The organism is Kitasatospora sp. DSM 101779, assembly GCF_025655475.1.
Taxonomy (GTDB): domain Bacteria; phylum Actinomycetota; class Actinomycetes; order Streptomycetales; family Streptomycetaceae; genus Kitasatospora.
On record NZ_JAHTIK010000001.1, the window covers coordinates 3,497,640 to 3,523,917 of the forward strand.

Sequence of the window (26,278 nt, forward strand, 5' to 3'; positions counted from 1 at the left end):
GCCCCGCCCCCGTCAGCGCGGTGACCGCGAGCGCCGCGCCCGCCGCCACCGCCGGCCCTCTCCCGGACGGCTGCGTCGGCCCTGCGGACGGGGCGGCGTCCGCCCAGCCGCCGCCCGCGCCCGCCCGGTCGTAGGCCGAGCCCGGCAGCCGGCCGCCGTACCGCTGCTGCACCAGCTTCCGGTAGCCGGCGAGGGTCGTACCGCCGGCGCCGACCGAGCGGCGGGCGTCCTTGTCGAGCGGCAGCACCCGGTCGCCGCGCAGCACGTACCAGGCGTCGATCTGCGGCTCCCGGAAGGCGGTGCCGCCGCCGGTGGCGGCGGCCTGCGCCGGGTAGTCGGTCTCGTCGCCGCCGGAGGCGATGTTGACCACCCGCCAGCCGCCGGAGTCGCGGATCGTCCAGACCGAGGCGGTCCGCCCGTCCGCGGCGACCGCCCGGCCGGCGACGAACTCCACCCGCGCGACCGGGGCGCCGGCCACGCCTGCGACGAAGCCCTCGTTGAGGCCGTAGACGGCGACCGCGCTCCCCGTCAGGCGAGGTGCGGCGGCCGCCGCGGCCTGTGCCTCCGCCGCCGGGGAGAGCGCGGCCGCACCGGCCGGACGCCCCTCCCGGGCGAAGAACAGCGCTACCCGGTCGAGTGCGGCCGGGGCAGCGGCGGCGGACCGGGCGGCGGCCAGTTCCGCCGGGGCGATCGGCGCCGGGACGGCGGGGCCGTCCGCGGCCGAGGCGAGCGGCGCCGCGGCGAGGCCGAGGCAGCCGGCGAGGACGAGCGCGGCGAGGTGTCTCGGGTATCCGGTCATGACTGTCTCCTCACGCGCTGATCCGGTACAGGGAGTGGGTCCAGCTGAAGCTGCTGTTGCCGGTGTAGTAGCGGTGGTCCGCCCAGTTGTAGCGGTAGTTGGACGGCCAGGGATCGCCCCAGTAGACCCAGTTGCTGCCGGCGTCGTAGCCGTAGAGGACGTGCATGTGGCCGCCGCCGGAGGACCACTGGATGCGGGTCTCCACCGGCCGCCCGGCGTCGATCTCGCCCTGGACGGTGGCGTAGGAGAGCGAGCCGCTCACGTAGCGGCCCTGGCCGATGCCGATCCGCCACAGGGCGTTCTGGACGTCGCCCAGGGTGGCCTGGCTGTTCGGGCAGGTGGAGTCGACGGCGCGGCCGAAGGCCAGGTTGCAGAACTGGTTCTGGCTGTAGCCGTAGCCGTAGTAGGTCGCGATGGTGTTGCCGCTCGCCGCCCAGCACCAGTTGGACTGCTGCTGTTGCTGCATGGTGATGCCGAGGGTGCGGGCCGCCGACAGCCCGGCGGCGGACGCCGGAGCGGCGGGGACGGGGGTCCGGACGGGGGCGGCCTGCGCCGGGGAGGCTGCGGCCGCGGTGAGGGCCGGGGCCAGCACGCCCAGCGCGAGTGCGGCGACCGCACGGCGCAGGCGTCCCGGTGCCGGCGGCACGGGAGTTGACGGCATGGGGGTTCCTCCTGCGGTGGGGCGTAGGAAGAGGTGTGGGGGTGCGCGTCCGGACGCGGTGCGAAGAGCATCGGGCGCCGTCCGGCGGCGGTCAACGCGCGGCCGGGGTGCGCCGTCCGCGGTGTGAACGGCCGCCCTCCGGATGTGAACGCGGCCAGCCCGCCACGTCCGTACCTGATGACACGACGGGCACGGGGTGTGAATATTCACCCCAGCCCCGGAGGTGGCCATGCAGCCGACCGTCCCGCCGGATCTCGCGGCCGTGCTCCGCACCGGACCGTTCCCGCTCGCCCTGCGCACCGCCATCGCCGCGCGCGGCCTGGCCCTGCAGCGGGTGCAGGAGCGCCTCGCCCGGCGCGGTGTCCGGGTCGGCGTCACCAGCCTCAGCTACTGGCAGCAGGGCAGGCGGCGGCCCGAACGTCCGGAGTCGCTGCGCGCCGTGGCGGTGCTGGAGGAGGTGCTCGACCTGCCGGAGCACTCGCTGACCCGGCTGCTCGGACCCCGCCGGGCACCCGCCGGCCCCACCGGGCCGGCCACCCTGCCGTACCGAGCCCTGATCCGGCCGCGCCGCGCCGTGGACGAGTTGATCGCGGCGGTGTCCGGCCCGCCCGACTCCGGGCTGCACACGGTGGTGCACATCGAGCGGATCCGGATCGACGCCCGCCGCCGGCTGGCCCGGCGGGACTCCCAGCACGCGCTGCGCGCCCACCGCGACGGCGTCGACCGTTACCTCGCCATCCACCAGGGCGACCCGGGCGCGGACCCGCACCGGGTGGTGCTGCGCGCCGAGGAGAACTGCCGGCCCGGCCGGATCCGCCGCGACCCGGAGCACGGTCTGCTGGTCGCCGAACTGCTGCTGGACCGCAGACTCCGCGCCGGCGACACCCACCTGCTCGGCTACGGCTTCGACGACGCCCCGACCCCGACCCCGAGCTGCGAGTACGTCCGCGGCTTCAACGCCGGCGCCGGCCAGTACGTCCTGCAGGTCACCTTCGACCCGGCCGCGCTGCCCGTCCGCTGCCACCGCTTCGCCGTCCGCGCCCCCGGCGAGCCGCCGCACGAGACGGAGGAGCTGACCCTGGACGGGCACCACAGCGTGCACCTGGTGGCGACCGGCCTGCCGCCCGGCCTGCTCGGCATCGGCTGGGCCTGGGACTGACCGCCCGTCAGCCGGCCGTGAAGTCGAAGGTCACGTGGTCGGCCACCGGCCGGTACCCGAGCTTCTGGTAGATCGAGTTGCTGACCGGGTTGGCGAGGTCGGTGTAGAGCAGCACCTCGGCGGCGCCGGCCGCCAGCGCGTGCGCCGAGGCGGCGGCGACGACCCCGCTGGCGTAGCCGCGGCCGCGCAGGGCGACGGGGGTGAAGACCGGGCCGATCCGGGACATCCCGGCGATCACCGGGCTGGAGCCGGCGAAGGAGACCGGGCGGCCGCCGTCCTCCCACACGTGCAGGCCGCCCTCGGCGAGCCGGCCGTCGACGTAGGCACCGTGGTCGACCGGGTTGGTCTCGCCGATCTCGGCGAGGAAGGCGGCGCTCCACTCGACGAGCTGCTCCCGGTCGGCGGGCCCGGCGGGCCTGGCGGTGCCGGCGGGCACCGGCGAGGGGTCCGCCAGGTCGGCGAGCCGGTAGAGCCGCTCGTCCACGGCCGTCCCGGCGCGGACGGCGCCCGCGGAAGCGGGCGGCCAGGCTGCGGCGAAGGCCTCGGCGGCGGCGCGTTCGCCCCCCACCCCGGACACCTCCCTGCCGTGCTCGTGCAGGGCCCGGGCGAGCTCGGCGGCCGCCTCGGCCGGCATCCGGCCGAGCCGCACCGGGAAGGGCGGGGTCTGCGCGAAGACGCCCTCGACCGGGCCGTCCGGTGCGGCCCGCCAGTGGCCGAACACCGGGTCCCGGTCGCCGAAGGCGTGCGGGCCGAGCTTGGCGATCCGGTCCAGCAGGGTGAGCAGCACGGTGTTGTCGGCCGGGTGGGCGGCGAGGAAGGCGCCGGCCTCGGCGCGGAAGGCCGCGGGGTCGTTGGTCAGGGTCCAGGTCATGCCCCATCCTGGCGCCGCACCCGACCCGTGCGCATTCGAATTAGCCGAGGCGCTCGGCGAGTTCGGCGGCGTCGGCGGTGGGCGCGTCGCAGCTGAAGTGCCGGCAGACGTAGGCGGCGGGGCGGCCGCCGAGCAGCGGGCGGTCGGCCAGCAGCGGGACCTCCTTGCTGCCCGGCTCGCCGACCGCGACGACCGCGCCGGGGGCGGTGGCGAGCAGCGCGGTGCGGTGCAGTTCGGCGGTGGCGGGATCGCCGGCCGGGCCGACGACGGCGACCTCGCGCGGGCCGTCGAGCAGGGCCTCGGCGACGGCGAGGCCCCAGCCAATGAACCGGGGGGCCCGGCTGCCGAGCGCGCCGACCACGCCGAGGGCCCGCTCGGCGGCGGTGCGGTGGCGCTCGGAGCCGGTGTAGGCGGCGTAGCCGAGCAGCGCGCCCGCGGCGGCCGTCCAGCCGGAGGGGGTGGCGTTGTCGGTCGGGTCCTGCGGACGCCGGATCAGCTCCTCGGCGTCGTCGGCCGTGTCGTAGAGGGCGCCTGAGGCGGCGTCGGTGAAGTGGGCGAGGACGGTGTCGAGGAGCCCGCCCGCGAGGTCGAGCCACTCGGCCTCGCCGGTGACGGCGTACAGGGCGAGGAAGCCCTCGGCGGTGTCGGCGTAGTCCTCCAGGACGCCGGCGTTGGCGCCGGCCCGACCGTCGCGGGAGGTCCGCAGCAGGCGGCCGTCGGCGGTGAGGTGGACGGCGAGCAGCAGGTCGGCGGCGCGTTCGGCGGCCTCGACGAGGTCGGGGCGCTCCAGCAGGGCGCCGGTCTCGGCGAGGGCGGCGATGGCGAGGCCGTTCCAGGCGGCGACGACCTTGTCGTCGCGGGCGGGGGCGGGCCGCTCGGCGCGGGCCTCGAGGAGTCGGGCGCGGATCCGCTCGTACGCCTCGGGGTCGGCGGGGTCGGTGAGCAACTGGAGGACGGAGCTGCCGTGTTCGAAGGTGCCGGTGACCTCGAAGGTCTCGGCGGCGAGGGCGGCGTCCTCGGGGCCGAGCGCGGCGGCGAGCTGCTCCGGGGTCCAGGCGTAGTAGGCGCCCTCGGCGGGCTTGCCGGTGGCCGGGTCCGGCGAGTCGGCGTCCAGGGCGGAGGCGAAGCCGCCCTCGGGGGTACGCAGTTCGCGGAGCAGGAAGTCGGCGGTGTCCAGGGCGGTGCGGCGGGCGCGGGCGTCGCCGGTGGCGCGCCACAGGTGCAGGTAGGTGCGAAGCAGCAGGGCGTTGTCGTACAGCATCTTCTCGAAGTGCGGCACGACCCAGTCGGCGTCGACGGAGTAGCGGGCGAAGCCGCCGCCGAGCTGGTCGTACAGGCCGCCGCGGGACATCGCGTCGCAGGTGCGCGCGGCCATCTCCAGGGCGGCGGCGGAGCCGGTGCGGGCGTGGTGGCGCAGCAGCCACTCGACGGTCATGGACGGCGGGAACTTGGGTGCGCCGCCGAAGCCGCCGCGGCGCTCGTCGAAGCCGCGGCCGAGTTCGAGCAGGGCGGCGTGCAGCTCGGCCTCGCCGGGGGCGGGCACCACGCCGGCGCCGGCGCCGTAGACCCGGGCGCGCTCCTGCAGTTCGGCGCGGATCCGGCCGGCGACCTCGCCGACCTCCTCGCGGCGGTCGCGCCAGGCGGCAGTGACGCCCTCCAGGACCTGCCGGAAGCCGGGCATGCCGTGCCGGGGCTCGGGCGGGAAGTAGGTGCCGAAGTAGAACGGCTCCTTGGCCGGCGTGAGGAAGACCGTCATGGGCCAGCCTCCCTGGCCGGTGGCGGCCTGGACGGCCTCCATGTAGACGGCGTCGACGTCGGGGCGCTCCTCGCGGTCGACCTTGACGGCCACGAAGTGTTCGTTGGCGTAGGCGGCGACCGCCTCGTCCTCGAAGGACTCGTGCGCCATGACGTGGCACCAGTGGCAGGCCGCGTAGCCGACGGACAGCAGGACGGGTACCCCTCGTCGCTCCGCCTCGGCGAAGGCCTCGGGCCCCCAGGGCCACCAGTCGACCGGGTTGTCGGCGTGCTGGAGCAGGTACGGCGAGGTCGCGTCGGCGAGACGGTTCGGCATGGGCCCATCCTCGCGCATCCCCGCCCGGGTGACACACTGCCGCGTCGTGGAGCGACGACTGATCGACAGCAGTGGCTGGTACGGGGTGCGGTGCGTGTTCCGGTGGACGGGCCGCGGCGCGTACGAGGAGCGGATCACGCTGTGGCGGGCGGCCTCGGCGGACGGGGCGATCGCCCTGGCCGAGGCGGAGGCGGCCGGGTACGCCGAGGACACCGGTGTCGAGTACACCGGTCTCGCGCAGTGCTACGAGGCGGTGGACGTGCCCGGGCCGGGGGCGGAGGTGTTCTCGCTGCTGCGGGACAGCGCGCTGGACCCCGACGCCTACCTCGACCGGTACTTCGACGACGGCGGCGAGCGGCAGCTCCCGGTGTGACTACTCCTCGGTGGTCTCCGGCTCCTCGACGAAGTCGATCTTCTTGAAGCGGCTGTTCATGGACTTCAGCAGGAACCAGGTGGCGATGCCGAGGGCCGCGAAGACGACGAAGCCGAGCAGGCCCGGGGTGACCTTGTTCTGGTCGAGGGCGAGGTCGGCGGCGAGGTGGGTGAGGTTCACGGGGGTGCTCATCTCTCCATGGTGGCCCGGTCCTACACGGGCCGGGCCACCGGGGTGGTGCAGGGGGTGCGCGTTACTTGCGCAGGCCCGCGAACAGGTCGTTCTCGGGCAGGTCGGTGTCGACGTGCGAGCGGACGAGCTCGTAGTCCTCGGTGGGCCACACCTCGCGCTGGATGTCCAGCGGGACGCGGAACCAGGGGCCGTCGGGGTCGATCTGGGTGGCGTGCGCGATCAGCGCCTTGTCGCGGATCTCGAAGAAGTCGTCGCAGACCACCCGGGTGGTGATCTCGCGCTCCTTGCGGCCGCTCTTCTCCCAGCCGGCGATCCACTCGCCGTACGGGGAGTCGTGCCCGTTCTCGGTGAGGTAGGCGTGCAGGGCGCGGATCCGGCCCATCGGGAAGCCGTGGTTGTAGTACAGCTTCTGCGGCTGCCAGGGCGCGCCGGCCTCCGGGTAGGCGTCCGGGTCGCCGGCGGCGTCGAAGGCCACCATGGTGATCTTGTGGGTCATGATGTGGTCGGGGTGCGGGTACCCGCCGTTCTCGTCGTATGTGGTGATCACGTGCGGGCGGAACTCGCGGATCAGCCGCACCAGGGTGCCGGCCGCCGTGTCCACGTCCTCCAGGGCGAAGCAGCCCTCGGGGAGCGGCGGCAGCGGGTCGCCCTCGGGCAGCCCGGAGTCGACGTAGCCCAGCCAGGCCTGCTGCACGCCGAGGATCTCCCGGGCGGCGTCCATCTCCTTGCGGCGCACCTCGTGGATGTTCTCCTCGACCCAGGCGTCGCCCTGCAGCTTCGGGTTGAGGATCGACCCCCGCTCGCCACCGGTGCAGGTGGCCACCAGCACGTCCACCCCCTGGGAGACGTACATCGCCATCGTGGCGGCGCCCTTGCTGGACTCGTCGTCCGGGTGCGCGTGCACCGCCATCAGTCGCAACTGCTCGCTCAACGCCTGGTTCCCTTCCAGGTATGTCCGGTTCGTCGGGTCGGCTCCCCCGCCGCCTCCGGCGCGGACGTGCCCCTTCTATAGTGACGGACTGAGGAGCCGCTCCATTCCCTCCCCAGCCCGAGCGCGCCTCGTCGAAAGGACCGAGCCGGCCATGGACCCCAGCCGTACGACCACCGCCCTGCCGGAGGGCCGGTACAGCCGCCGCTCCGACGCCGAGGCGGACCGTCGGCTGCGGATCGCCGCGGTGGTCTGCGGCGTGCTGTTCCTGGGCGTGGTGGCGTGGCTGGGCGCCTCGTACATCCTGCGCGAGAGCGTGATGAGCGGCAGCGTGCCGGCCTTCGAGGCGGTCTCCGACCACGAGATGCAGCTGCAGTTGTCGGTGCGCAAGGAAGCGGGCACAGCGGGCGTCTGCACGGTGCGCTCGATGGCGGCGGACAAGGCCGTGGTGGGCCAGTACGACTTCCCGGTGCCGGCCGAGGGCAGCACCTGGTCGCAGGTGGTGACGCTGCGCACCACCGCCCGCGGGGTGACCGCGGAGCTGCTGGGCTGTACCCCGCGCCGTTGATCCGAGGCCCGTCCGGGTGAGCCTGCCGAGCGGAATTCCCCTTTGCACATCGCGCCCTCCCGGGCGCATATTCGAGCGTACGGGCGGGCATCCGTACGGAGTGCAGCCGGCCCTGCGGCAGCAGGCCGAGCCGGTGTCCGCGAGCTCCCCTCCCGCCGGGGGGCGGAAATTGTTAGGCTCGTGGTTTCGCCCCTTCCGAGCCCCAGTGCCCGGGAGCGGGCGTTGCTTTGTAGTTACGACCGAACCTGCTGACGAACAACCCTCAGCACAGCCCAGTACCGACGAGGAGCACCCGTGACCCAGACCAGCGATGACGTGACCTGGCTCACTCAGTCCGGCTACGACCAGCTCAAGGCCGAGCTGGAGCACCTGACCGGCCCCTGGCGCATCGAGATCGCCCAGAAGATCGAGGCGGCGCGCGAGGAGGGTGACCTCAAGGAGAACGCCGGCTACCACGCGGCCAAGGAGGAGCAGGGCAAGTACGAGGCCCGGATCCGCCAGCTCACCCAGCTGCTGGAGCGCGCCAAGGTCGGCGAGGCCCCCGCGGACTCCGGCATCGTCGCCCCGGGCATGGTGGTGACCGTCGCCTTCGACGGCGACGAGGACGACACCATGCGCTTCCTGCTCGGCTCGCGCGAGGTCGCCGGCGACGACCTGGACATCTACTCGCCGCAGTCGCCGCTCGGCCGCGCCATCAACGGCAAGAAGGTCGGCGAGGACGCCACCTACGAGCTGCCGAACGGCAAGCAGGCCAGCGTGAAGATCATCGAGGCCAAGCCGCACGCCGGCTGAGTCCGCGCGCACCACGAGGGGCGGCCCCGGCGCGAAGCCGGGGCCGCCCCTCGTGCTGTCCCCTCGTGCCGCGCCGGCCGGTCAGCCGGCCGCGGAGCGGTACTTGCGGACCGACAGCCAGGAGAAGACCGCCGTGATCACCAGCGACCAGCCGATCGACACCGGCACCGCGTGCTGCATCGGCCAGGCGTCGTCGACCGGGCCGACCTGGTTGCCGAACAGGTCGCGGCAGGCCTGCACGGTCGCCGAGAACGGGTTCCAGTAGGCGATCGGCTGCAGCCAGCCCGGCATCGAGCTGATCGGCACGAAGGCGTTGGAGACGAAGGTCAGCGGGAACAGCCAGATCAGGCCGGCCGAGGTGGCCGCCTCCGGGCTGCGCACGGACAGACCGATCAGCGCGCCGATCCAGGAGAAGGCGTAGCCCAGCAGGAGCAGCAGCCCGAACGCGCCGAACGCCTTCCAGATGCCCTCGTGGATCCGCCAGCCGACCAGCAGCGCGACCAGGGCGAGCACCAGCAGGATGAAGGCGGTCTGCACCAGGTCGGCGAGGGTGCGGCCGACCAGGACGGCCGAGCGGGTCATCGGCAGCGAGCGGAAGCGGTCGACCAGGCCCTTGGTCATGTCCTCCGCAATGCCGGCCGAGGCGCCGGCCGTCGCGAAGGTGACGGTCTGCGCGAAGATGCCGGCCATCAGGAACTGGATGTAGGCGTCCTGGCTGGCCTGCGTCCCCGGGATCTGGATCGCGCCGCCCATCACGTACGAGAAGAGCAGCACGAACATCACGGGCTGCATCAGACCGAAGACCACGATCTCCGGGATGCGGAGCATCCGGCGCAGGTTGCGGCGGGCGACGACCCAGGAGTCGTGCGCCATCGCGGCGAGCCCGGTGCGCTGGCGCGGTACGGCGCGGCCGATGGCGTGCTCGGTGGCGGTGGTGGCCATCTCAGGACTCCTTTCCGTGGCCGTGCCGGCCCCGGGCCTGCTTCTGCTGCCCGTTCCCGCCGTTCCCGCCGTTCTCGTCGGCCTCGGTGGCGTGGCCGGTCAGCGACAGGAAGACGTCGTCGAGGGTGGGGCGGCGCAGGCCGATGTCGTCGATCTCGATGGAGCGGGCGTCGAGCTCGCGGATGACGTCGGCGAGCACCTTGGAGCCGCCGCTGACCGGCACGGTGATCCGGCGGGTGTTGCGCTCCACCGCCGGAGCGCCCTTGGCGAAGGGGGCCAGGGCGGAGACGGCCTCGGCGACCTCGTCAGGGCGGTGCACCACGAGTTCGATGCGTTCGCCGCCGATCGTCGCCTTGAGCTCGTCGGCGGTGCCGCGGGCGATCACCCGGCCGTGGTCGACCACCGCGATGTCGTGCGCGAGGCGGTCGGCCTCCTCCAGGTACTGGGTGGTGAGCAGCAGCGTGGTGCCCTGGTCGACGAGGTTCTCGATGACCTCCCACAGGGCGAGGCGGTTGCGCGGGTCGAGGCCGGTGGTCGGCTCGTCCATGAACATCACCGGGGGTCGGACGACCAGGGCGGCGGCGAGGTCGAGGCGGCGGCGCATGCCGCCGGAGTAGGTCTTGGCGGTGCGGTCGGCGGCCTCGGCGAGGTTGAACCACTCCAGCAGTTCCAGGGCGCGGGCCTTCGCGTCGCGGGCGCTCATCTGGTAGAGCTCGCCGACCATCTGGAGGTTCTCGCGGCCGGTGAGGTACTCGTCGACGGCGGCGTACTGGCCGGAGAGGCCGATCAGGCTGCGCACCTTGTTGGGGTGCTGGAGCACATCCAGTCCGGCCACCGTGGCTCGGCCGGAGTCGGGTCGGAGCAGGGTGGTGAGCACTCGCACGGTGGTGGTCTTGCCGGCGCCGTTCGGGCCCAGCAGGCCCAGGACGGTGCCCTCGGGGACGTCGAGGCTGACCCCGTCGAGGGCGCGGACGTCACCGAAGGTCTTGACCAGGTTCTCGGCTTGGATGGCTGGCGCCATGGCCTGCCTCATCTCCTATATGTCCGGCATGTCGTCTGATCGTCACACAGGTGCCCGGTCGGGCGAATCCCGAATCTCGCGATGTATCGCGAGAGGATGACAGCTTGCGATATATCGCGTCAAGGGGTGTGGCGGTGCGCCACCCGCACGGCTGAACGGTCCTACTGGGTGACCACGTACCCCGCGGCGCGCAGCTCACCGGTCACCGCGGCGCAGTGCTCCGGCCCCTTGGTCTCCAGGTGCAGGTCCACCTCGACCTCGGTCAGCCCGAGCCGGGGGTCGATCCGCACGTGCGCCACGTCCAGCACGTTGGCGTCCACCCGGGTGAGCACGGACAGCAGGTCGGCCAGCGACCCAGGACGGTCCGCCAGCCGCACCCGCAGCGACAGGTAGCGGCCGGCCGCCGCCAGGCCGTGCCGCAGCACCCGCATCATCAGCTGAGGGTCGATGTTCCCGCCGGACAGCACCGCCACCACCGGGCCCTCGAACCCGTCCGGCCGCTCCAGCAGGGCCGCGATCGGGCTGGCCCCGGCCGGCTCCACGACCAGCTTGAGCCGCTCCAGGCCGACCAGCAGGGCCCGCGACAGCGCATCCTCGGAGACCGTGCGGACACCGTCGGCCAGCGTGTTCACCACCTCGAAGGGGATGTCGCCGGGCCGCCCGACCATGATCCCGTCCGCCATGGTGGCGATCCGGGGCAGCGTCACCGGATGGCCGGCCGACAGCGACGGCGGGTACGCGGCGGCGCCCGCCGCCTGCACCCCGATCACCCGCACGTCCGGGCGCAGCGGCTTCACGGCCGCCGCGATCCCGGCGATCAGCCCGCCGCCGCCGACCCCGACCAGGATCGTGCGGACCTCCGGGCACTGCTCCAGGATCTCCAGGCCCACCGTGGCCTGGCCGGTGACCACGTCCCAGTGGTCGAAGGGGTGGATGAACACCGCGCCGGTCGCCTCTGCCCAGCGCTGCGCCGCCCGCAGCGCCTCGTCGACGGTGGCGCCGTGCAGCCGCACCTCGGCGCCGTAGTCGCGGGTCGCCGCCACCTTGGGCAGCGGGGCGCCGGTCGGCATGAAGACGGTGGCGGGCACCCCGAGCAGCGAGGCGGCGAGCGCCACGCCCTGGGCGTGGTTGCCGGCGCTGGCGGCGACCACCCCGCCGGCCTTCTGCACCGGGGTCAGCCCGGCGATCCGCACGTACGCCCCGCGCAGCTTGAACGAGCCGGTGCGCTGCAGGTTCTCGCACTTGAGGTGGACGGGCGAGCCCACCAGCGCGGACAGGTACCGGCTCGTCTCCATCGGCGTCACCCGGGCGATCCCGGCCAGCATCTTCTGGGCGCCGCGGACGTCGTCGAGGGTGATCGGCCAGCTCTGCATGCGGATCAGCGTACGGCCGCGGACGGCCCCCGACCGGCAGCGCCGGGCCTGTTCCCGGGCCGGTCCGTCGCGCGTACGCTGCTGGCTCCGAGCACCCGTACCGCCTCTGGAACGTGAGCCGCGATGACGACCCCCTCGCCCCCGGCCGCCCCCGGCAACGACCCCCTCCACACCCAACTCCACTACCAGGTGGCGGTGTTCGCCCGTCGACTGGAGCAGGCCCGGTACGGCGCGGTCGGCTCGCTGGACCGCGCCGCCTACCTGCTGCTGGACGAGCTGCAGCGCCGCGGCCCGGCCAGCGTGAAGACCCTGGCCGCGGCCCTCGGCGTCGACTCCTCCACCGTCACCCGGCAGGCCGCGCCGCTCGTCGAGGCGGACCTGGTCGGCCGGGTCCCGTACCCGGCCGACCGGCGCGCCGTGCACCTCGCGCTGACCCCGCTCGGCGGCCGCCGGCTCGCCGAAGTGCGGGCCGGGCGCGAGGAGTTGATGCATCGCCTGACAGCGGACTGGCCCGCCGACGAGCGGCGGGCCTTCTGCGCCCTGCTGGCCCGCTTCAACGACTCGCTGGAGTCGTACTCGGCGGACCGCCGGCCCTGAGCGGGCCGCGCCGGCTCAGCCCAGCGCCTGGCGCAGGTCGGCGAGCAGATCGTCGACCGACTCGATGCCGACCGAGATGCGCACCAGGTCGGCCGGCACCTCCAGCGCCGAACCCGCCACCGAGGCGTGCGTCATCCGGCCCGGGTGCTCGATCAGCGACTCCACGCCGCCCAGCGACTCGCCGAGGGTGAACAGCTGCGCCCGGTTGCAGACCTCGACCGCCGCCTCCTCGCCGCCGTGCACGCGGAACGAGACCATGCCGCCGAAGGCCTTCATCTGCTTGGCCGCGATGTCGTGGCCGGGGTGCTCGGGCAGGCCCGGGTAGAGCACCTGGCTCACCTTAGGGTGGCCCTGGAGCAGCTCGGCGACCTTCTCGGCGTTGGCGCTGTGCCGGTCCATCCGGACGCCCAGCGTCTTGATGCCGCGCAGCACCAGCCAGGCGTCGAACGGGCCGGAGACCGCGCCCATCGCGTTCTGGTGGTACGCGACCTCCTCGCCGAGGCCGGCGTCCGCCAGCACCAGCGCACCGCCGACCACGTCCGAGTGGCCGCCCATGTACTTGGTGGTGGAGTGCACCACGGCGTCGGCGCCGAGCGCGATCGGCTGCTGCAGGTACGGGCTGGCGAAGGTGTTGTCCACCACCAGCAGGGCGCCCGCGCCGTGTGCCACCTCGGCCAGCGCGGTCAGGTCGGTGATGCCCAGCAGCGGGTTGGACGGGGTCTCCACCCACACCGCGCGGGTGTTCGGCCGGAGCTGGGCGCGGACGTCGGCGAGGTCCTGGGTGTTGGCGACGGAGAACTCCACGCCCCACCGGGTGAGGACCTTCGCGAACAGCCGGAACGTGCCGCCGTAGGCGTCGTTCGGGATCACGATGTGGTCGCCCGGCTTGAGGATCGTGCGCAGCAGGGTGTCCTCGGCCGCGAGGCCGGAGGCGAAGGCGAGGCCGCGGGCGCCGCCCTCGATCGCGGCGAGGCACTCCTCCAGCGCGGTTCTGGTCGGGTTGGCGGAACGGCTGTACTCGTACCCGCCCCGGAGGCCGCCCACCCCGTCCTGCTTGTACGTGGACACCTGGTAGATCGGCGTGACGACGGCCCCGGTCTGGGGGTCTGCTTCCTGACCCGCGTGGATGGCGAGGGTCTCGAAGCCCTGGGGAAGCTGGTGCTCGGTCATGCCCTTGAGCCTAGTCCGCAGGGGCCCGGCCGCACGGGCTGAGCCCACGTCCCGCGCCGCGCCGGCGGCCGGTGCGGCCGCGGCCGGTCGGGGCGGGCCCCTCCGCCGCCGCCCGGGGGACCCGGTCCGGCCTGGTAAATCCCTTCGTCCGCGGCCGGTCCGACCGCTACGATCGCGCGTCCGCACATCCGATCGAGAGATCCGATCGGCCGTCCCCGGGGGGGAACCGAAACCGTGGGCACGACCCCGCCGCCCGCCGCCAGCACCGCAGGACGCGCCGTCCTCGCCGTCTCGCTGCTCGCCGGCTTCTACCTGCTCGCCGCCGCCGTCGTGCTCGGCCTGCTCGGCCTCGACGTCGCGCTGTACGCCGCGCTCGGCCACGTCAACCTCGGCCTGCTGAAGATCTGGGCCCTCACCGCCGTCGTCGCCTACCCGGTGCTGCGCGTGGTCTTCCTGACCCGCCGTCCGCGCGGGGACGCCGACGGCGGGCTGCTCCTCACCCGTGAGCAGCAGCCCGGACTGTGGGCCCGGGTCGACCGGATCGCCGAACTCACCGGAGTCCGCGGCCCGGCCGAGATCCGGCTCGTCCCCGACGTCAACGCCGGCGTCCGCGAGGACACCCGGCTGCTCGGCCTGATCCCCGGCAAGCGCCACCTGGTGATCGGCGCCCCGCTGCTGATCGGCCTCACCGAGGGCGAACTGGACTCCGTCCTCGCCCACGAGTTCGGGCACTACAGCAACCGCGACGTCCGCCTGGCGGGCGTCACCGTGGCCGGCCGCAGCGCGATCCTGCACACCGTCGGCACCCTCCACCGGCGGGCCGACCGGCACCAGGCCGAGAAGGCCGCCGAGATCGCCGCCAAGGACGCCGCGCGTCTCGCCAAGGACAGGAAGTCCACCGGGGAGGAGGCCGACGGCGGCGTCCAGCGCGCGCTGGCCAAGGTCTTCACGCTCTACGCCAAGCTCTACTTCCGGGTCTCCGAGGCGGTGAGCCGCCGTCAGGAGTACGCCGCCGACCGGACGGCCGCGACCGTCGCCGGCCGCGCCGCCACCGCCTCCGCGCTGCGGCGCATCCCCGCCCTCGACGCCGCCCAGGGCTTCTACCTCGACCGCTACGCCACCCTCGGCTGGGACGCCGGGGCGCTGCCGCTGCCCGGCCAGTTCTACGGCGGCCTCGCCCACCTCCTCGCCGACCCGGCACGCCGCCGCGAACTCGAGGAACTCGGCCTGCCCGAGGGCGACGCCGACCCGTACGACTCGCACCCGCCGATCGACCGGCGGATCGCCGCGGTCGAGGCGCTGCCCGACGACGGCCGCACCGCCGGCGAGGGTGGACCCGCCCTCGCCCTGCTGCGCGACCCCGAGCGCACCCTCGCCGCCCTGGAAGCCGCCACCCTGGTGCCCGAGGCCGCCACCAAGCAGCACCTCGACTGGCCCGAGCTCCTCCAGGCCGCCGGGCTGGCCGGCTCCCGGGAGGCCGCCCGCCCGGTGCGGCAGGCACTCACCGACAGCGGCCTGCCGCCCACCCTGCAGGCCCTGCTCGACGCCGTCGACGCGGGCCGCGGCTTCGAGATCGCCGGCCGGCTGCCGCGCAGCGAGCAGTCCGCCGCCGCGACCGGCCGGGCCGCCCGCGAGTTCCTCCGCCCGGTGCTGCGCGCCGCGCTCTCCCGGGCGGCCGTGCTCGAACTCGCCGAGGCCGGCCTCGCCCACTGGGAGTTCTCCTGGTCCGTCCCGGCCGAGCTGCGGCTGCCCGACGGTCTGGAGGACGAACTCCCCGCCGCCCTGGACGCCGCCGTCGCCGACACCCCGGAGACCGGCCCGCTGCGCGCCCTGCTCGCCGCGGCCGGCCTCGTCCCCGCCTCCGCCGCACCGGCCGACGGCCCGCTGCGGAAGTAGCGCGGCGCGAGCGCCGCCGCCCGTGCCCCGATCCGATTCGACCGCAAGGACCGCCCCCGCCCCATGGCCCGCCTCATCCTGCTGATCCCGGTGCTGATCTTCGTCGCCGCCAAGCTGGTCACCTGGTACACCAACCGGCGCACCGCCGAGCTGAACCGGAGGATCGCCGACGCCCGCAACGGCGCCGCCCACCTCGACCCGGCCGCCTACGGGCTGCCCGCCCGCTCCGAGCTCGACGCCTCCCGGAGCACCGCCCCCGACGCTGCGGACGAGGCCGCCGCCCGGGCCTCGGCCGCCGCCGACGGCGGGGACTGGCGCCCGTTCGCGGCCCACCTGGCGGAGGCCGGCGACGACCACGAACTGCGGCACGTGCGCATCCGCACGCTCGCCGAGCACGCCGCCGAGGAGGACGGCTGGCTGCGCGCCTGGCGCACCGAGCAGCCCGACTCCCCGGACGCCGCGGTCGTGCACGCCACCGCCCTGGTCGCGCTCGCCTGGAACGTCCGCAGCTCGCTGCGGGCCTCGGAGGTCAGCCGCGAGCAGTTCGCCGCCTTCCACCGGATCCTGGCCGAGGCCGAGGAGGCCTTCGACCGGGCCGCCCGGCTCGCCCCCGAGGACCCGGCCCCGTGGGCGGAGCGGATCCCGGTCGCGATGGGCCTCGGCTGGGACCACGAGCGGTTCGGGCAGATCTGGCAGGAGGTCGTCCGGCGCTCGCCGCACCTGTTCACCGCGCACCTCAACGCCCTGCAGTACTGGTGCGCCAAGTGGCGCGGCTCCCACGAGCTGATGACCGGCTTCGCCGAGCGCGCCGCCGCCGCGGCGCCCCCGGAGAGCCTGCTCGCCGGCCTGCCGCTGCTCGCCGTGCACGAGCTGGAGCTCACCCAGGACACCTACGCGGCCTGGCGCACCCCCGCGGCCCGGGCCGCCGCCGACCGGCTGCTCGCCGCCCTGGAGACGGTGCCCGCCGACGACCGCCGCGTCCCGAAGATGCGGCACCTCCTCGCCTACGCACTGACCTTCGACGAGCGGTACGCCGAGGCCGTCGAGCAGTTCCGGCTGGCCGGCCGGCACATCGGCTGCCAGCCGTGGTCCTACAGCGGTGACCCGGTCGCCCGGTTCTGCGAGGTCCGCAACCGCGCCCTGGTCGGCTGGGAGAAGGCCGGCCGACCGGCCGCACCCGCCGCCGAGGCCCGCGGCGGCGCTGTCGGAGCCGCCTGACAGGATGCGCGGGTGCCCGACACCCGTACACCCGTCCGCCCCGACTTCCGGGGCGACTTCGAGATCCACCTGACCGTCGCCCCGCAGCAGGGCCCGGCGCTCGCGGCCTGGGCCGCGGGGCGCGGTCTCAAGGTCGTCGACATCGAGCTCGCCCGGGGGGCCGTCCCCCGGCAGCCGATGCTCACCCTGACTGTCTCCGGCACGCTCGCCGAAGCCGAGGAACTCGCCGCCCGGACGGGTGCGGAAGCGGGCGCCGCCGGGTTCCCCGTGCTCCGCACCAAGATCGAGGCCGCGCCCTGGACGGCCGGCGTCCCCGCCACCGACGGCCGGGCCCGGGCCCTCGGCCCCGCCTACTACTTCGAACACCACGTCAAACTGCTGCTGGACGCACCGCCCGGGCCCGAGCTGGCCGCCGCCGCCGAGCGCCACGACGCCCACCTGTCCCGCAACGCGCGCCGCACCCGGCCGGACGGCCGGACCGAGTTCTTCGTCACCCAGCGCTGCCGCCTGGTCGGCGCCGACACCGCCGGCCGCCGCCTGGACGCGCTGCTCGCCGCCCTCGCCGGCCACCGGATCACCTCCGTCGAGCGGGAGTTCGCTGTGCTCGACACCGCCGAGGCACTCGACGCCGGCTGGATCGCGGAAGCCCGCCCCGCGGAAGCCCAGCCCTCCCCGGACACCGGTGAAAGGACCGCCCGATGACCGACTCCTCCTGGCAGAACCTCGGCTACGGCCCCTGGAGCGAGCAGCTCAGCCTGCCGCACACGCGCCCCACCGACAGCGAACTCACCGAGCTCGAACTCCCGCGCTCGATCCGCCCGGTGGCCGGCGAGGGCGTCGTCCAGCGGGCGGTCTTCGACCCCTCGCTGCGGGGCTACGTCAAGGCGATGCGGGCCGGCGACCCGGAGTTCGCCGACCCGGCCACCGGCGCCCGCTGGTACGCCGCCCGGCGGGAGGCCCTGGACACCGTGCTCGCCGCCGTCGCCGCCTCACCCTGGGCCGGGCACCTGGTGCTGCGCGGATCGGTGCTGCTCACCGCCTGGTTCGGGGCGGACGCCCGCGAGCCCGGCGACCTCGACTTCGTCGTGACGCCGACCGACTGGGAGCTCGACGACCCGCGCACCGACGGCCTGCTCACCGGACTGGCGGCCGCCGCCGAACGGCTCTCCGGCACCGTCCGGCTGCACGCCGACCGAGCCGTCCGGGACGAGATCTGGACGTACGACCGCGTCCCGGGCCGCCGCCTCGTCCTGCCGTGGAGCGCCGACGGCCTGCCCGAGGGCACCGTCCAGCTGGACTTCGTCTTCACCGAGCCGCTGGCCACCGAGCCCGTCCGCACCGCCGTGCCTCCGCTCTCCGGCTCCGGCACGCCCGCCGAACTGCGCACCGCCGACCGCGAGCTCTCGCTCGCCTGGAAGATCCTCTGGCTGGTCAGCGACGGCTTCGCCCAGGGCAAGGACCTGTACGACGCCGTCCTGCTCGCCGAGTCCGCCCCGCTCCGCTACGAGCTGCTGCGGGACGTCTTCCTCACGTCCCACCCGTGGTGGGCCACCCGGCCGCTGGTCACCGATGACGTCGCCGAGCCGCTGGAGCGCGTCGAGTGGGACGAGTTCCTCAAGGAGCACCCGCAGGTCGGCACCGCCGAGGAGTACGGCGAGCGGCTGCTCGCCGCCCTCGCCCCGACCTTCGGCGGCCGCAGCGAGGAGGAGCTCCGCGCGGTGTGGCTGCCGCCGGCGTCCACCACGGAATCCGACGGCCCCGGCGCGCGTTGAACCCACCGCAACCCGACCCGCCGGACCCCTGGAGCAGGCCTTGCTGTTCAACCGCCACAAGAGCGCTCTCGTCACCGCCGACCAGGCGCTGCCCGGCCGCACGACTCCGCTGTTCACCGTCTCCGACCTGCACACCGTCCTCGGCACCCCGCTCACCGGCCCCTACCCGGAGGGCCTGGAGGTCGCCGACTTCGGCCTCGGCTGTTTCTGGGGCGCCGAGCGCGCCTTCTGGCAGCTGCCGGGCGTCTGGACGACGCTGGTCGGCTACCAGGGCGGCCACACCGAGAACCCGACCTACGAGGAGGTCTGCAGCGGCCTCACGGGGCACACCGAGGCCGTCCGCGTCGTCTTCGACCCGGCCCGGATCTCCTACGAGACGCTGCTGAAGACCTTCTGGGAGGCCCACGACCCGACCCAGGGCTTCCGGCAGGGCAACGACGTCGGCACCCAGTACCGCTCGGCGGTATACACCCACTCGCCGGCCCAGCAGGCCGCCGCCGAGGCCTCCCGGGACGCCTTCCAGCCCGAGCTCACCGCCCTCGGCTTCGGCGCGATCACCACCGAGATCGCCCCCGCCGCCGCCTTCTACCCGGCCGAGCCCTACCACCAGCAGTACCTCTCCGAGGCCAAGAACCCCAACGGCTACTGCGGCCTCGGCGGCACCGGCGCCTCCTGCCCGATCGGCGTCGCGAGGACCAACGGCTGAGCGACCGATGAGGGCGGTGCCGCGCGGCGGCACCGCCCTCGCGGTTCGTCCCGGGCCCGTGGCCGCCTCCGGCTCCGTGGCGGGGGGCGGGTGGGCGGCGGAGACTGATGGTGTCGGCAGGGTGGCCCGGAGGCCGCAAGGGGCGGTGGACCGGGTGGTCGCCCCCGTTCGGAGGAGATGCGCGATGGCCGGTCTTGTCCGCATGAGCCTGGACTCGCCCGAGGAGGTCCGCCCCTTCGAGGACGGCCGCGGCCAGGTGGAGTTGGTCAACCTGGAGGGCGGCGCGGTGGGCCGCGGCACCTTCGAACCCGGCTGGCAGTGGTCGAAGCACGTCAAGCCGATCGCCGGCACGGAGAGCTGCCAGGCCTCCCACATGGGGTACGTCATCTCCGGCCGGATGAAGATCGTGATGGACGACGGCCAGGAGGACGAGTTCGGCCCGGGTGACTTCATGATCTGCCCGCCGGGGCACGACGCGTGGGTGCTCGGCGACGAGGCGTTCGTGGCGATCGACTGGCAGGGCTTCGCCGACTACGCCAAGCGGTCCTGACGGGCAGAGCAGTCCCACGGAGCCCCGCCCCACCGGGCTCCGTGGGCCCCGTGGGACGCCGTCGGCCCGTCAGACGGCGCTGCCGGCCTTCCAGTCGGCCCAGCTCATGTTCCAGCCGTTCAGGCCGTTGGCCGGGTCGACCGGCCGGTCGCCGGAGTTGACCACCTCGACCACGTCCCCGACCAGGGAGTCCTTGAAGAAGACGGCGGCGTCGGTCTGCGGGTCGCCCGCACCCTTGACGTCGCGCAGGGCGATGCAGCCGTGGCTGAGGTTCTGCGCCCCGAAGGCGCTCTCGGGCGACCAGTAGTTGCCGTGGATGAAGGTGCCCGAGGTGGTGAGGCGCTGGGCGTGCGGCACGTCGGGGATGTTGTACTCGTCGCCGAGGCCGACGGTCTGGGAGTCCATCTTGGTCTGCAGGTACTGCTCGGCGATGACGAGCTTGCCGCCCCAGGTCCGGGTGGCGGGCGCGCCGCCGATGATCGGGTACGTGGCGGTGACCACGCCGTCGGTGGTGACGGTGAGTGTGTCGGCGGAGAGGTCGGCGACACTGGTGCGGCTGCGGCCGACGGTGAAGCCGACGTCCTTGGACTGCGTGCCGTAGACGCCCTTGGCGCCTTCGACGTCCTTGAGCCGCAGGCTGAGGGTGACGGCGGTGCCCTTGGCCCAGTACTCCTGCGGACGGAAGTCGAGCCGGGTGCTGGAGACCCAGTGGCCGACGATCTCGACACCGGGCCGCGCGGTGACGGTGATCGCCTCCTGGACGGCCTTCCGGTTGGTGATCGGCCGGCTGAAGTTGATCGAGACGGGCATGCCGACGCCGACGGTGGCGCCGTTCTCCGGGGTGAAGTGGCCGACGAAGGTGTTGGCGGGGGCGGCGGTGGCGAAGGCCGCGTGCGCGTCGGCCTCCAGGTCGTCCGGGTCGGTGGCGACGGCGGCCACGGTGTAGCGGGTGCCGCTGCTGAGCGGGTCGGTGGAGGCCCAGCCGAGCCGGTCGGCGGAGAGGGTGCCGGCGACCGCCCGGCCCTTCTCGTCGGTGGCGGTGACGGAGGTCAGGGTGCCCCCGGTGACGGCGACCTTGATCGGCCGGGTGAAGGGGGCCGCGGTGGCGCCGTCTGCCGGGGTGACGGTTATTCGGGCGGCCGAGGTCTTCGGGGTGTCGACCCCCTTGGTGGTGGCCGCTCCGGAGGGCGCTGCGCCGGCCTTGCCGGCCGCGTTGCCGTTCCCGCCGCCGGTGTCGCCGTTGCAGGCCGCGACCAGCAGGGCGGGGGCGGCGAGCAGGCCGCCCAGGACGCCGCGCCGGGTCCAGTTGCTGCTCCCGGCCTGCTGGTTCTCGGGTGCGGTCACGTGGTTCTCCCTGCTGCTCGGCGGGGCGCCCGGCGCCCGGTACGGATCGTGAGCACGGCACAACGGGGCGAATACACCCGTTCGGCGCACATGTTCCAGATCGTACGAGAGTACTTGCCATACCTCCATATCGGACAAAAGGCCCGGTCCGGAGGGATCCGGACCGGGCCTTGCCGCCGTGCGGCGGTGCCGCGCGGGCGCGACGAGGGCTACTCGACGCTGTACTCGTCCCAGCTCTCCTCGTCCGGGTCGAAGTCGGTGTGCGCCGACTCCCAGGTGGCCGAGGTCAGCTCGATGCCGGGGACGTCGCCGAGCAGTGCCACCGGGTCGATGAAGTGGGCGAGCGAGCCGGACGGGTCCACCTCGATGGCCTCGACGGACTGGGCGCGCTCCTCGTCGTCGAGGTACTCGTCGTTCTCGACCTGGGCAAGGGCGGCGGTCTTGAGGGCCTGCTCGTCGGTGATCTCGGCAATGAGCTCGATCTTGAGCCGTACGTAACGCGGTGCGTCCTGCGCGGGCAGGTCAGTGCTGGTCATGGCGGCGAGCCTAGGTCAGCGGGCGGGCGGACCCAAACCGGTGCGCCGGAACGCGCGCAGGCCGGTGCCGGCACGCGCGACGGTCGGCGGGGAAACACGGAAGGGCCGGCCCCCGTACCGGGGACCGGCCCTTCCGCCTCCGCCGGGACTCCCCCACCCGGGAGCCGCGGAGACGCGCCTTTCGGCGCGATGGGTGCCGCGGGGGCCGCCGCACCCTGTTGATCGGTCGGAACCGAACAGGGGCGGGACGACGGCAACCCCCGCGGGCGGGACACGGAGGGCCGGGTCAGGGCCGACCGACGTGTCCGTGGTGACTGCGGGACCGGGGAGCCGCTCCCGACCTCCGCTGTCACCATGCTCGGCGTCTTGCCGTTGACCAATACGATGCACGACCGTTGTTAACGGCCTGATGCGCCGAGGTGACGTCGGTGTACCAACTGGTGGGACGGCGCACCTTCACCCGATCGGCCCGCCGCGCCCGGTGACCGAGGGTCAGTGGCCGGCCCGGCTGGTGAGGAAGGCCAGCAGGTCCTGCCGGGTGACGATGCCCTGCGGCTTGCCCTCGACCAGCACGACCACCGCGTCGGCCTTCTCCAGCACCGTCATCAGGTTGGTCACCGACTCGCCGGAGCCGACCACCGGCAGCGGCTTGGACATCACCTTGTCGAGGCTGTCGGTCAGCTTGATCTGCTGCGAGAACAGGCCCTCCAGCAGCTCCCGCTCGACGATCGAGCCGATCACTTCGCCGGCCATCACGTCGGGGTGGCCGGCGCCCGGCGACACGATCGGCATCTGGGAGACGCCGAAGTCGCGCAGCACCTGGACGGCCTCGGCGACGGTCTCGTTGGGGTGCATGTGGACGAACTGCGGGATGCCCTCGTGCTCCAGCGCGTCCTTGCGGGCCAGCACCTCGCCGATGTGCGCCTCGTCGGTGGCGGTGGGCAGGAAGCCGTAGTCGGCCATCCAGTCGTCGTTGAAGATCTTGGAGAGGTAGCCGCGGCCGCCGTCCGGCAGCAGCACGACGACCACGTCGTCCGGACCGAGCCGCTTGGCGACCTCCAGCGCGGCGACCACGGCCATGCCGCAGGAGCCGCCGACCAGCAGGCCCTCCTCCTTGGCGAGGCGGCGGGTCATCTGGAAGGAGTCCTTGTCGGACACGGCCACGATCTCGTCCGCGACGGTGCGGTCGTAGGCGGTCGGCCAGAAGTCCTCGCCGACGCCCTCGACCAGGTAGGGGCGGCCGGTGCCGCCGGAGTACACCGAGCCCTCCGGGTCGGCGCCGACGACCTGGACCTTGCCGCCGGAGACGTCCTTGAGGTACCGGCCGGTGCCGGAGATGGTGCCGCCGGTACCGACGCCGGCGACGAAGTGGGTGATCTTCCCGTCGGTCTGCTCCCACAGCTCCGGGCCGGTGGAGTGGTAGTGCGAGGCCGGGTTGTCCGGGTTGGAGTACTGGTCCGGCTTCCAGGCGTTCGGGGTCTCGCGCACCAGCCGGTCGGAGACGTTGTAGTAGGAGTCCGGGTGCTCGGGCGCGACGGCGGTCGGGCAGACGACCACCTCGGCGCCATAGGCGCGCAGCGTGTTGATCTTGTCGGTGGACACCTTGTCAGGGCAGACGAAGATGCACTTGTAGCCCTTCTGCTGGGCCACGATCGCCAGGCCGACGCCGGTGTTGCCGGATGTGGGCTCGACGATGGTGCCGCCGGGCTTGAGCGCGCCCGAGGCCTCGGCGGCCTCGATCATGCGCAGCGCGATCCGGTCCTTCACGCTGCCGCCCGGGTTGAAGTACTCGACCTTCGCGAGCACGGTGGCGCTGATGCCCTCGGTGACCTTGTTCAGCTTCACCAGCGGCGTGTCGCCGACCAGCTCGATGATCGAATTGCTGTACCGCACGGGGGTCCTCCCGGTAGTGGCGCGTGTGACTGTGGGTGTCTAAAGGGTATGGCCACGGATGGCCGACGGCCGCCGATAGCGGCACGGCCGGGAGGGGTACTACGGGGTTACGAGGACTCTGGAAGACCGCACAAGGGGGTGCAGGATGCCAGGGGCACAGGCGTCGAGGGCCAGGGTGGCCCGCCGGATCGCGACCGCGGCGGCGTACGGCGGCGGCGGGATCGGACTGCTGGGCGTGGGGCTCGCCGGACTGCTGCTGACCGAGAGCAGGATGGCGATCCGGGCGATCGGGCTGCTGGAGGGCGATCCGCCGCGCGCGGACGGCGTGTACGGCGACGCCTTCACCGATGCCGGGACGATCGCCCCGGCCTCCGGCGAACCGCCGCTGGTGCTCGCCTTCCTCGGCGACTCGACCGCGGCGGGCCTCGGCGTGAACCGCGGCCGGGAGACCCCGGGCGCGCTGCTGGCCTCGGGCCTGGCCTCGGTGGCCGAGCGCCGGGTGCGGCTGGTGAACGTGGCCAAGTCGGGGGCGCGCTCGGAGGACCTGGTGGACCAGGCGGCGCTGGCCCTGCCGCACCGCCCGGCCCTCGCGGTGATCATGATCGGCGCCAACGACGTGACCCGGCACAGCCCGGCGGCGCAGTGCGTGCGACAGCTGGGCGATGCGGTGCGGATCCTGCGGTCGGCCGGGTGCGAGGTGGTGGTCGGCACCTGCCCGGATCTCGGCACCATCAAGCCGGTGCGGCCGCCGCTGCGCTGGGTGGCCCGGCGTCTGAGCCGACAGCTGGCCGCGGCGCAGACGATCGCGGTGGTGGAGGCCGGCGGGCGGACGGTGTCGCTGGGTTCGCTGCTCGGGCCGGAGTTCGCGACCCGGCCGGAGCTCTTCGCGGCCGACCGCTACCACCCCTCGGCGCAGGGCTACGCGACGGCGGCGATGGCGATGCTGCCCTCGCTGTGCGCGACGCTGGACCTGTGGCCCGAGGAGGAGGACGACACCTCGGGCGAGGCACCGGCCGCGCAGGCGGTGCTGCCGGTCGAGGTCGCGGCCGCGGCGGCGGCGGGCCGCTCCGGCACCGAGGTCGCGGCGGCCGGCACCGGGCCCGCGGCGCGGCGCTGGGCGCTGATGCGGCACCGGCTGCGGCTCGGCCTGCCGGGCACGCCGGAGCCCGAGGCGGCGTCGGCCAGCTCACACCCGGGATCGGGTGACGCCGGGGCTACTAAGCGGTAATTTTCCTCCCGAGTGTCATCGGGAGCCGATACGCGCCCTCAAGTGAATGCGCGCTAGCCGGCCGATCTGCGAGGAGCCCACCATGCCCGAAGCCGTCATCGTCAGCGCCGCCCGTTCGCCGATCGGCCGGGCCTTCAAGGGCTCGTTGAAGGACGTCCGCCCGGACGACCTCACCGCCCAGATCATCGGCGCCGCCCTCGCCAAGGTGCCCGAGCTCGACCCGCGGCAGATCGACGACCTGATGCTCGGCTGCGGCCTGCCCGGCGGCGAGCAGGGCCACAACCTCGGCCGGATCGTCGCGGTGCAGATGGGCATGGACTACCTGCCCGGCACCACCATCACCCGCTACTGCGCCTCCTCCCTGCAGACCACCCGCATGGCGCTGCACGCGATCAAGGCCGGCGAGGGCGACATCTTCATCTCGGCCGGCGTCGAGACCGTCTCGCGGAGCATCAACGGCACCTCGGACGGCATGCCGAACACCCCCAACCCGCTCTTCGGCGACGCCCAGGCCCGCACCGCCAAGCGCGCCGCCGAGGGCGGCGGCGAGTGGCACGACCCGCGCGAGGACGGCCTGCTGCCGGACGCCTACATCGCGATGGGCCAGACCGCGGAGAACCTGGCCGCGCTCAAGGGCATCAGCCGCGCCGAGCAGGACGAGTTCGGCGTCCGCTCGCAGAACCTCGCCGAGCAGGCCATCGCGGCCGGCTTCTGGCAGCGCGAGATCACCCCGGTCACCACCCCGGACGGCACCGTCGTCTCCCAGGACGACGGCCCGCGCGCCGGCGTCACCGTGGACGCCGTCTCCGGCCTCAAGCCGGTCTTCCGCCCCGACGGCACGGTGACCGCCGGCAACTGCTGCCCGCTGAACGACGGCGCCGCCGCCCTGGTGATCATGTCCGACACCAAGGCCCGCGAGCTGGGCATCACCCCGCTCGCCCGGGTCGTCTCCACCGGCGTCAGCGGCCTCTCCCCCGAGATCATGGGCTACGGCCCGGTCGAGGCCACCAAGCAGGCCCTGGCCCGCGCCGGCATGTCGATCGGCGACATCGACCTGGTCGAGATCAACGAGGCCTTCGCCGCCCAGGTGATCCCCTCCTACCGCGACCTCGGCATCGACATCGACCGCCTGAACGTCAACGGCGGTGCCATCGCGGTCGGCCACCCCTTCGGCATGACCGGCGCGCGCATCACCACCACCCTGATCAACTCCCTGCAGTGGCACGACAAGCAGTTCGGTCTGGAGACCATGTGCGTCGGCGGCGGCCAGGGCATGGCGATGGTGATCGAGCGGCTGAGCTGAGTCGCAGCGCAGGGTGGAGGCCGCCGACCGAGGAACGAGGGAGGCGGCATCCGCCCGGAGCGGAGGCGAAGCTCAGCGCGACCGCGGACACGAGCGGCTGAGCTGATCACGCGAGGCGAGTCCGCCCTGCGCGACACGCCGTACGAGGGGTGGGGAACCACCCGTTCGGAGTGACACTCCGTAATTGAGGGCCGGATCACACGCGAAACGTGGTCCGGCCCTCGATTTTGCATTTCCGGGGCGTTTCGTCGACGGAGCGGAATGGCTCGACTCCGCTCCGTCGACAGGTACTACCTAACAATTTGGGGACAAGAG

At 73.8% G+C, this 26,278-nt stretch carries 26 protein-coding genes; 13 read left to right on the forward strand and 13 right to left on the reverse strand.

Features of this window, described 5'->3' with window-relative positions:
* Together KSNIM_RS15870 and KSNIM_RS15875 are read right to left on the reverse strand one after the other, a co-directional pair.
* Nucleotides 1-799 (reverse strand): hypothetical protein (locus tag KSNIM_RS15870; protein WP_263103858.1); only part of this gene is annotated, 799 nt, incomplete at its 3' end.
* 10 nt (nt 800-809) lie between these two features.
* Nucleotides 810-1,460 carry a papain-like cysteine protease family protein gene (locus tag KSNIM_RS15875; RefSeq protein WP_263103859.1) on the reverse strand — a complete coding sequence of 217 codons (651 nt, stop codon included), beginning with the start codon at nt 1,458-1,460 and terminating at the stop codon, nt 810-812.
* A 229-nt stretch (nt 1,461-1,689) separates the two neighbouring features.
* Between KSNIM_RS15875 and KSNIM_RS15880 the strand changes: the two genes are divergently transcribed.
* Nucleotides 1,690-2,619 (forward strand): hypothetical protein, encoded by a 930-nt coding sequence (locus KSNIM_RS15880; protein WP_263103860.1) that lies wholly within the window; start codon nt 1,690-1,692, stop codon nt 2,617-2,619.
* Nucleotides 2,620-2,626: 7 nt separating this feature from the next.
* On the opposite strand, the gene KSNIM_RS15885 is transcribed toward KSNIM_RS15880, so the two are convergent.
* Together KSNIM_RS15885 and KSNIM_RS15890 are read right to left on the reverse strand one after the other, a co-directional pair.
* Nucleotides 2,627-3,490 carry a GNAT family N-acetyltransferase gene (locus KSNIM_RS15885; protein ID WP_263103861.1) on the reverse strand — a complete coding sequence of 288 codons (864 nt, stop codon included), beginning with the start codon at nt 3,488-3,490 and terminating at the stop codon, nt 2,627-2,629.
* A 40-nt stretch (nt 3,491-3,530) separates the two neighbouring features.
* Nucleotides 3,531-5,561 (reverse strand): thioredoxin domain-containing protein, encoded by a 2,031-nt coding sequence (locus KSNIM_RS15890; RefSeq protein WP_263103862.1) that lies wholly within the window; start codon nt 5,559-5,561, stop codon nt 3,531-3,533.
* 46 nt (nt 5,562-5,607) lie between these two features.
* On the opposite strand from KSNIM_RS15890, the gene KSNIM_RS15895 reads away from it, so the two are divergent.
* Nucleotides 5,608-5,934: a hypothetical protein gene (locus KSNIM_RS15895; RefSeq protein WP_263103863.1), complete on the forward strand. Its 327-nt coding sequence runs from the start codon at nt 5,608-5,610 to the stop codon at nt 5,932-5,934.
* On the opposite strand, the gene KSNIM_RS15900 is transcribed toward KSNIM_RS15895, so the two are convergent.
* Together KSNIM_RS15900 and mca are read right to left on the reverse strand one after the other, a co-directional pair.
* On the reverse strand, nt 5,935-6,126 hold the full coding sequence (locus tag KSNIM_RS15900; protein WP_263103864.1) for a hypothetical protein: 192 nt from the start codon (nt 6,124-6,126) through the stop codon (nt 5,935-5,937).
* Between the two features lie 61 nt (nt 6,127-6,187).
* Nucleotides 6,188-7,057 carry a mycothiol conjugate amidase Mca gene (gene mca / locus KSNIM_RS15905; protein ID WP_263103865.1) on the reverse strand — a complete coding sequence of 290 codons (870 nt, stop codon included), beginning with the start codon at nt 7,055-7,057 and terminating at the stop codon, nt 6,188-6,190.
* Between the two features lie 151 nt (nt 7,058-7,208).
* On the opposite strand from mca, the gene KSNIM_RS15910 reads away from it, so the two are divergent.
* Nucleotides 7,209-7,622 (forward strand): DUF4307 domain-containing protein, encoded by a 414-nt coding sequence (locus KSNIM_RS15910; RefSeq protein WP_263103866.1) that lies wholly within the window; start codon nt 7,209-7,211, stop codon nt 7,620-7,622.
* Nucleotides 7,623-7,916: 294 nt separating this feature from the next.
* Nucleotides 7,917-8,414 (forward strand): transcription elongation factor GreA, encoded by a 498-nt coding sequence (greA, locus tag KSNIM_RS15915; protein ID WP_263103867.1) that lies wholly within the window; start codon nt 7,917-7,919, stop codon nt 8,412-8,414.
* Nucleotides 8,415-8,495: 81 nt separating this feature from the next.
* Here greA and KSNIM_RS15920 read toward each other — a convergent pair whose 3' ends face one another.
* The 3 genes from KSNIM_RS15920 to ilvA all read right to left on the reverse strand — a co-directional run bounded on the left by KSNIM_RS15920 (nt 8,496) and on the right by ilvA (nt 11,750).
* Entirely contained in the window at nt 8,496-9,356 is an 861-nt protein-coding gene (locus KSNIM_RS15920) for an ABC transporter permease (protein ID WP_263103868.1), read from the reverse strand.
* A gap of 1 nt (nt 9,357) precedes the next feature.
* Nucleotides 9,358-10,377 carry an ATP-binding cassette domain-containing protein gene (locus KSNIM_RS15925; protein ID WP_263103869.1) on the reverse strand — a complete coding sequence of 340 codons (1,020 nt, stop codon included), beginning with the start codon at nt 10,375-10,377 and terminating at the stop codon, nt 9,358-9,360.
* Between the two features lie 161 nt (nt 10,378-10,538).
* The gene (ilvA, locus tag KSNIM_RS15930; protein WP_263103870.1) at nt 10,539-11,750 is read right to left on the reverse strand and encodes a threonine ammonia-lyase; all 1,212 of its coding nucleotides are present in this window, start codon (nt 11,748-11,750) and stop codon (nt 10,539-10,541) included.
* Between the two features lie 123 nt (nt 11,751-11,873).
* On the opposite strand from ilvA, the gene KSNIM_RS15935 reads away from it, so the two are divergent.
* Nucleotides 11,874-12,347, forward strand: a complete 474-nt coding sequence (locus KSNIM_RS15935) for a MarR family winged helix-turn-helix transcriptional regulator (protein WP_263103871.1) — start codon at nt 11,874-11,876, stop codon at nt 12,345-12,347.
* Between the two features lie 15 nt (nt 12,348-12,362).
* Here KSNIM_RS15935 and KSNIM_RS15940 read toward each other — a convergent pair whose 3' ends face one another.
* Nucleotides 12,363-13,517 (reverse strand): cystathionine gamma-synthase, encoded by a 1,155-nt coding sequence (locus KSNIM_RS15940; RefSeq protein ID WP_263103872.1) that lies wholly within the window; start codon nt 13,515-13,517, stop codon nt 12,363-12,365.
* A 234-nt stretch (nt 13,518-13,751) separates the two neighbouring features.
* Between KSNIM_RS15940 and KSNIM_RS15945 the strand changes: the two genes are divergently transcribed.
* The 6 genes from KSNIM_RS15945 to KSNIM_RS15970 all read left to right on the forward strand — a co-directional run bounded on the left by KSNIM_RS15945 (nt 13,752) and on the right by KSNIM_RS15970 (nt 19,659).
* A complete protein-coding gene (locus tag KSNIM_RS15945) occupies nt 13,752-15,413 on the forward strand; it encodes a M48 family metalloprotease (RefSeq protein WP_263103873.1) in 1,662 nt (553 codons plus the stop codon).
* 63 nt (nt 15,414-15,476) lie between these two features.
* On the forward strand, nt 15,477-16,631 hold the full coding sequence (locus KSNIM_RS15950) for a DUF4034 domain-containing protein (protein ID WP_263103874.1): 1,155 nt from the start codon (nt 15,477-15,479) through the stop codon (nt 16,629-16,631).
* A 12-nt stretch (nt 16,632-16,643) separates the two neighbouring features.
* Nucleotides 16,644-17,333, forward strand: coding sequence for a hypothetical protein (locus KSNIM_RS15955; RefSeq protein WP_263103875.1), 690 nt, complete (start codon nt 16,644-16,646; stop codon nt 17,331-17,333).
* Entirely contained in the window at nt 17,330-18,403 is a 1,074-nt protein-coding gene (locus KSNIM_RS15960; protein ID WP_263103876.1) for a nucleotidyl transferase AbiEii/AbiGii toxin family protein, read from the forward strand. Before KSNIM_RS15955 ends, KSNIM_RS15960 begins: the two co-directional genes overlap by 4 nt.
* A 40-nt stretch (nt 18,404-18,443) precedes the next feature.
* The gene (gene msrA, locus KSNIM_RS15965) at nt 18,444-19,109 is read left to right on the forward strand and encodes a peptide-methionine (S)-S-oxide reductase MsrA (RefSeq protein WP_263103877.1); all 666 of its coding nucleotides are present in this window, start codon (nt 18,444-18,446) and stop codon (nt 19,107-19,109) included.
* 184 nt (nt 19,110-19,293) lie between these two features.
* On the forward strand, nt 19,294-19,659 hold the full coding sequence (locus tag KSNIM_RS15970) for a cupin domain-containing protein (RefSeq protein WP_263103878.1): 366 nt from the start codon (nt 19,294-19,296) through the stop codon (nt 19,657-19,659).
* Between the two features lie 69 nt (nt 19,660-19,728).
* Here KSNIM_RS15970 and KSNIM_RS15975 read toward each other — a convergent pair whose 3' ends face one another.
* From KSNIM_RS15975 to KSNIM_RS15985, 3 genes are all read right to left on the reverse strand, one after another.
* Nucleotides 19,729-21,003: an Ig-like domain-containing protein gene (locus tag KSNIM_RS15975; protein ID WP_263103879.1), complete on the reverse strand. Its 1,275-nt coding sequence runs from the start codon at nt 21,001-21,003 to the stop codon at nt 19,729-19,731.
* A 209-nt stretch (nt 21,004-21,212) separates the two neighbouring features.
* Nucleotides 21,213-21,539 carry a hypothetical protein gene (locus KSNIM_RS15980; protein WP_263103880.1) on the reverse strand — a complete coding sequence of 109 codons (327 nt, stop codon included), beginning with the start codon at nt 21,537-21,539 and terminating at the stop codon, nt 21,213-21,215.
* Nucleotides 21,540-22,031: 492 nt separating this feature from the next.
* Entirely contained in the window at nt 22,032-23,432 is a 1,401-nt protein-coding gene (locus tag KSNIM_RS15985) for a cystathionine beta-synthase (RefSeq protein WP_263103881.1), read from the reverse strand.
* A gap of 145 nt (nt 23,433-23,577) precedes the next feature.
* On the opposite strand from KSNIM_RS15985, the gene KSNIM_RS15990 reads away from it, so the two are divergent.
* Nucleotides 23,578-24,660, forward strand: coding sequence for an SGNH/GDSL hydrolase family protein (locus KSNIM_RS15990; protein ID WP_263103882.1), 1,083 nt, complete (start codon nt 23,578-23,580; stop codon nt 24,658-24,660).
* 82 nt (nt 24,661-24,742) lie between these two features.
* Complete coding sequence (locus tag KSNIM_RS15995; protein ID WP_263103883.1) at nt 24,743-25,963, forward strand: acetyl-CoA C-acetyltransferase; 1,221 nt, start codon at nt 24,743-24,745, stop codon at nt 25,961-25,963.
* The last annotated feature ends 315 nt before the right edge of the window (nt 25,964-26,278 follow it).

Excerpts from the sequence above, each read along its gene's own strand:
- KSNIM_RS15910 (WP_263103866.1), top strand. The coding sequence starts at position 7,209 with ATGGACCCCAGCCGTACGACCACCGCCCTGCCGGAGGGCCGGTACAGC.
- ilvA (WP_263103870.1), bottom strand. The coding sequence starts at position 11,750 with ATGCAGAGCTGGCCGATCACCCTCGACGACGTCCGCGGCGCCCAGAAG.
- KSNIM_RS15970 (WP_263103878.1), top strand. The coding sequence starts at position 19,294 with ATGGCCGGTCTTGTCCGCATGAGCCTGGACTCGCCCGAGGAGGTCCGC.
- KSNIM_RS15920 (WP_263103868.1), bottom strand. The coding sequence starts at position 9,356 with ATGGCCACCACCGCCACCGAGCACGCCATCGGCCGCGCCGTACCGCGC.
- KSNIM_RS15940 (WP_263103872.1), bottom strand. The coding sequence starts at position 13,517 with ATGACCGAGCACCAGCTTCCCCAGGGCTTCGAGACCCTCGCCATCCAC.
- KSNIM_RS15900 (WP_263103864.1), bottom strand. The coding sequence starts at position 6,126 with ATGAGCACCCCCGTGAACCTCACCCACCTCGCCGCCGACCTCGCCCTC.
- KSNIM_RS15925 (WP_263103869.1), bottom strand. The coding sequence starts at position 10,377 with ATGGCGCCAGCCATCCAAGCCGAGAACCTGGTCAAGACCTTCGGTGAC.
- KSNIM_RS15950 (WP_263103874.1), top strand. The coding sequence starts at position 15,477 with ATGGCCCGCCTCATCCTGCTGATCCCGGTGCTGATCTTCGTCGCCGCC.
- KSNIM_RS15960 (WP_263103876.1), top strand. The coding sequence starts at position 17,330 with ATGACCGACTCCTCCTGGCAGAACCTCGGCTACGGCCCCTGGAGCGAG.
- KSNIM_RS15990 (WP_263103882.1), top strand. The coding sequence starts at position 23,578 with ATGCCAGGGGCACAGGCGTCGAGGGCCAGGGTGGCCCGCCGGATCGCG.
- KSNIM_RS15935 (WP_263103871.1), top strand. The coding sequence starts at position 11,874 with ATGACGACCCCCTCGCCCCCGGCCGCCCCCGGCAACGACCCCCTCCAC.
- KSNIM_RS15980 (WP_263103880.1), bottom strand. The coding sequence starts at position 21,539 with ATGACCAGCACTGACCTGCCCGCGCAGGACGCACCGCGTTACGTACGG.
- KSNIM_RS15875 (WP_263103859.1), bottom strand. The coding sequence starts at position 1,460 with ATGCCGTCAACTCCCGTGCCGCCGGCACCGGGACGCCTGCGCCGTGCG.
- KSNIM_RS15995 (WP_263103883.1), top strand. The coding sequence starts at position 24,743 with ATGCCCGAAGCCGTCATCGTCAGCGCCGCCCGTTCGCCGATCGGCCGG.
- KSNIM_RS15885 (WP_263103861.1), bottom strand. The coding sequence starts at position 3,490 with ATGACCTGGACCCTGACCAACGACCCCGCGGCCTTCCGCGCCGAGGCC.
- KSNIM_RS15880 (WP_263103860.1), top strand. The coding sequence starts at position 1,690 with ATGCAGCCGACCGTCCCGCCGGATCTCGCGGCCGTGCTCCGCACCGGA.
- KSNIM_RS15890 (WP_263103862.1), bottom strand. The coding sequence starts at position 5,561 with ATGCCGAACCGTCTCGCCGACGCGACCTCGCCGTACCTGCTCCAGCAC.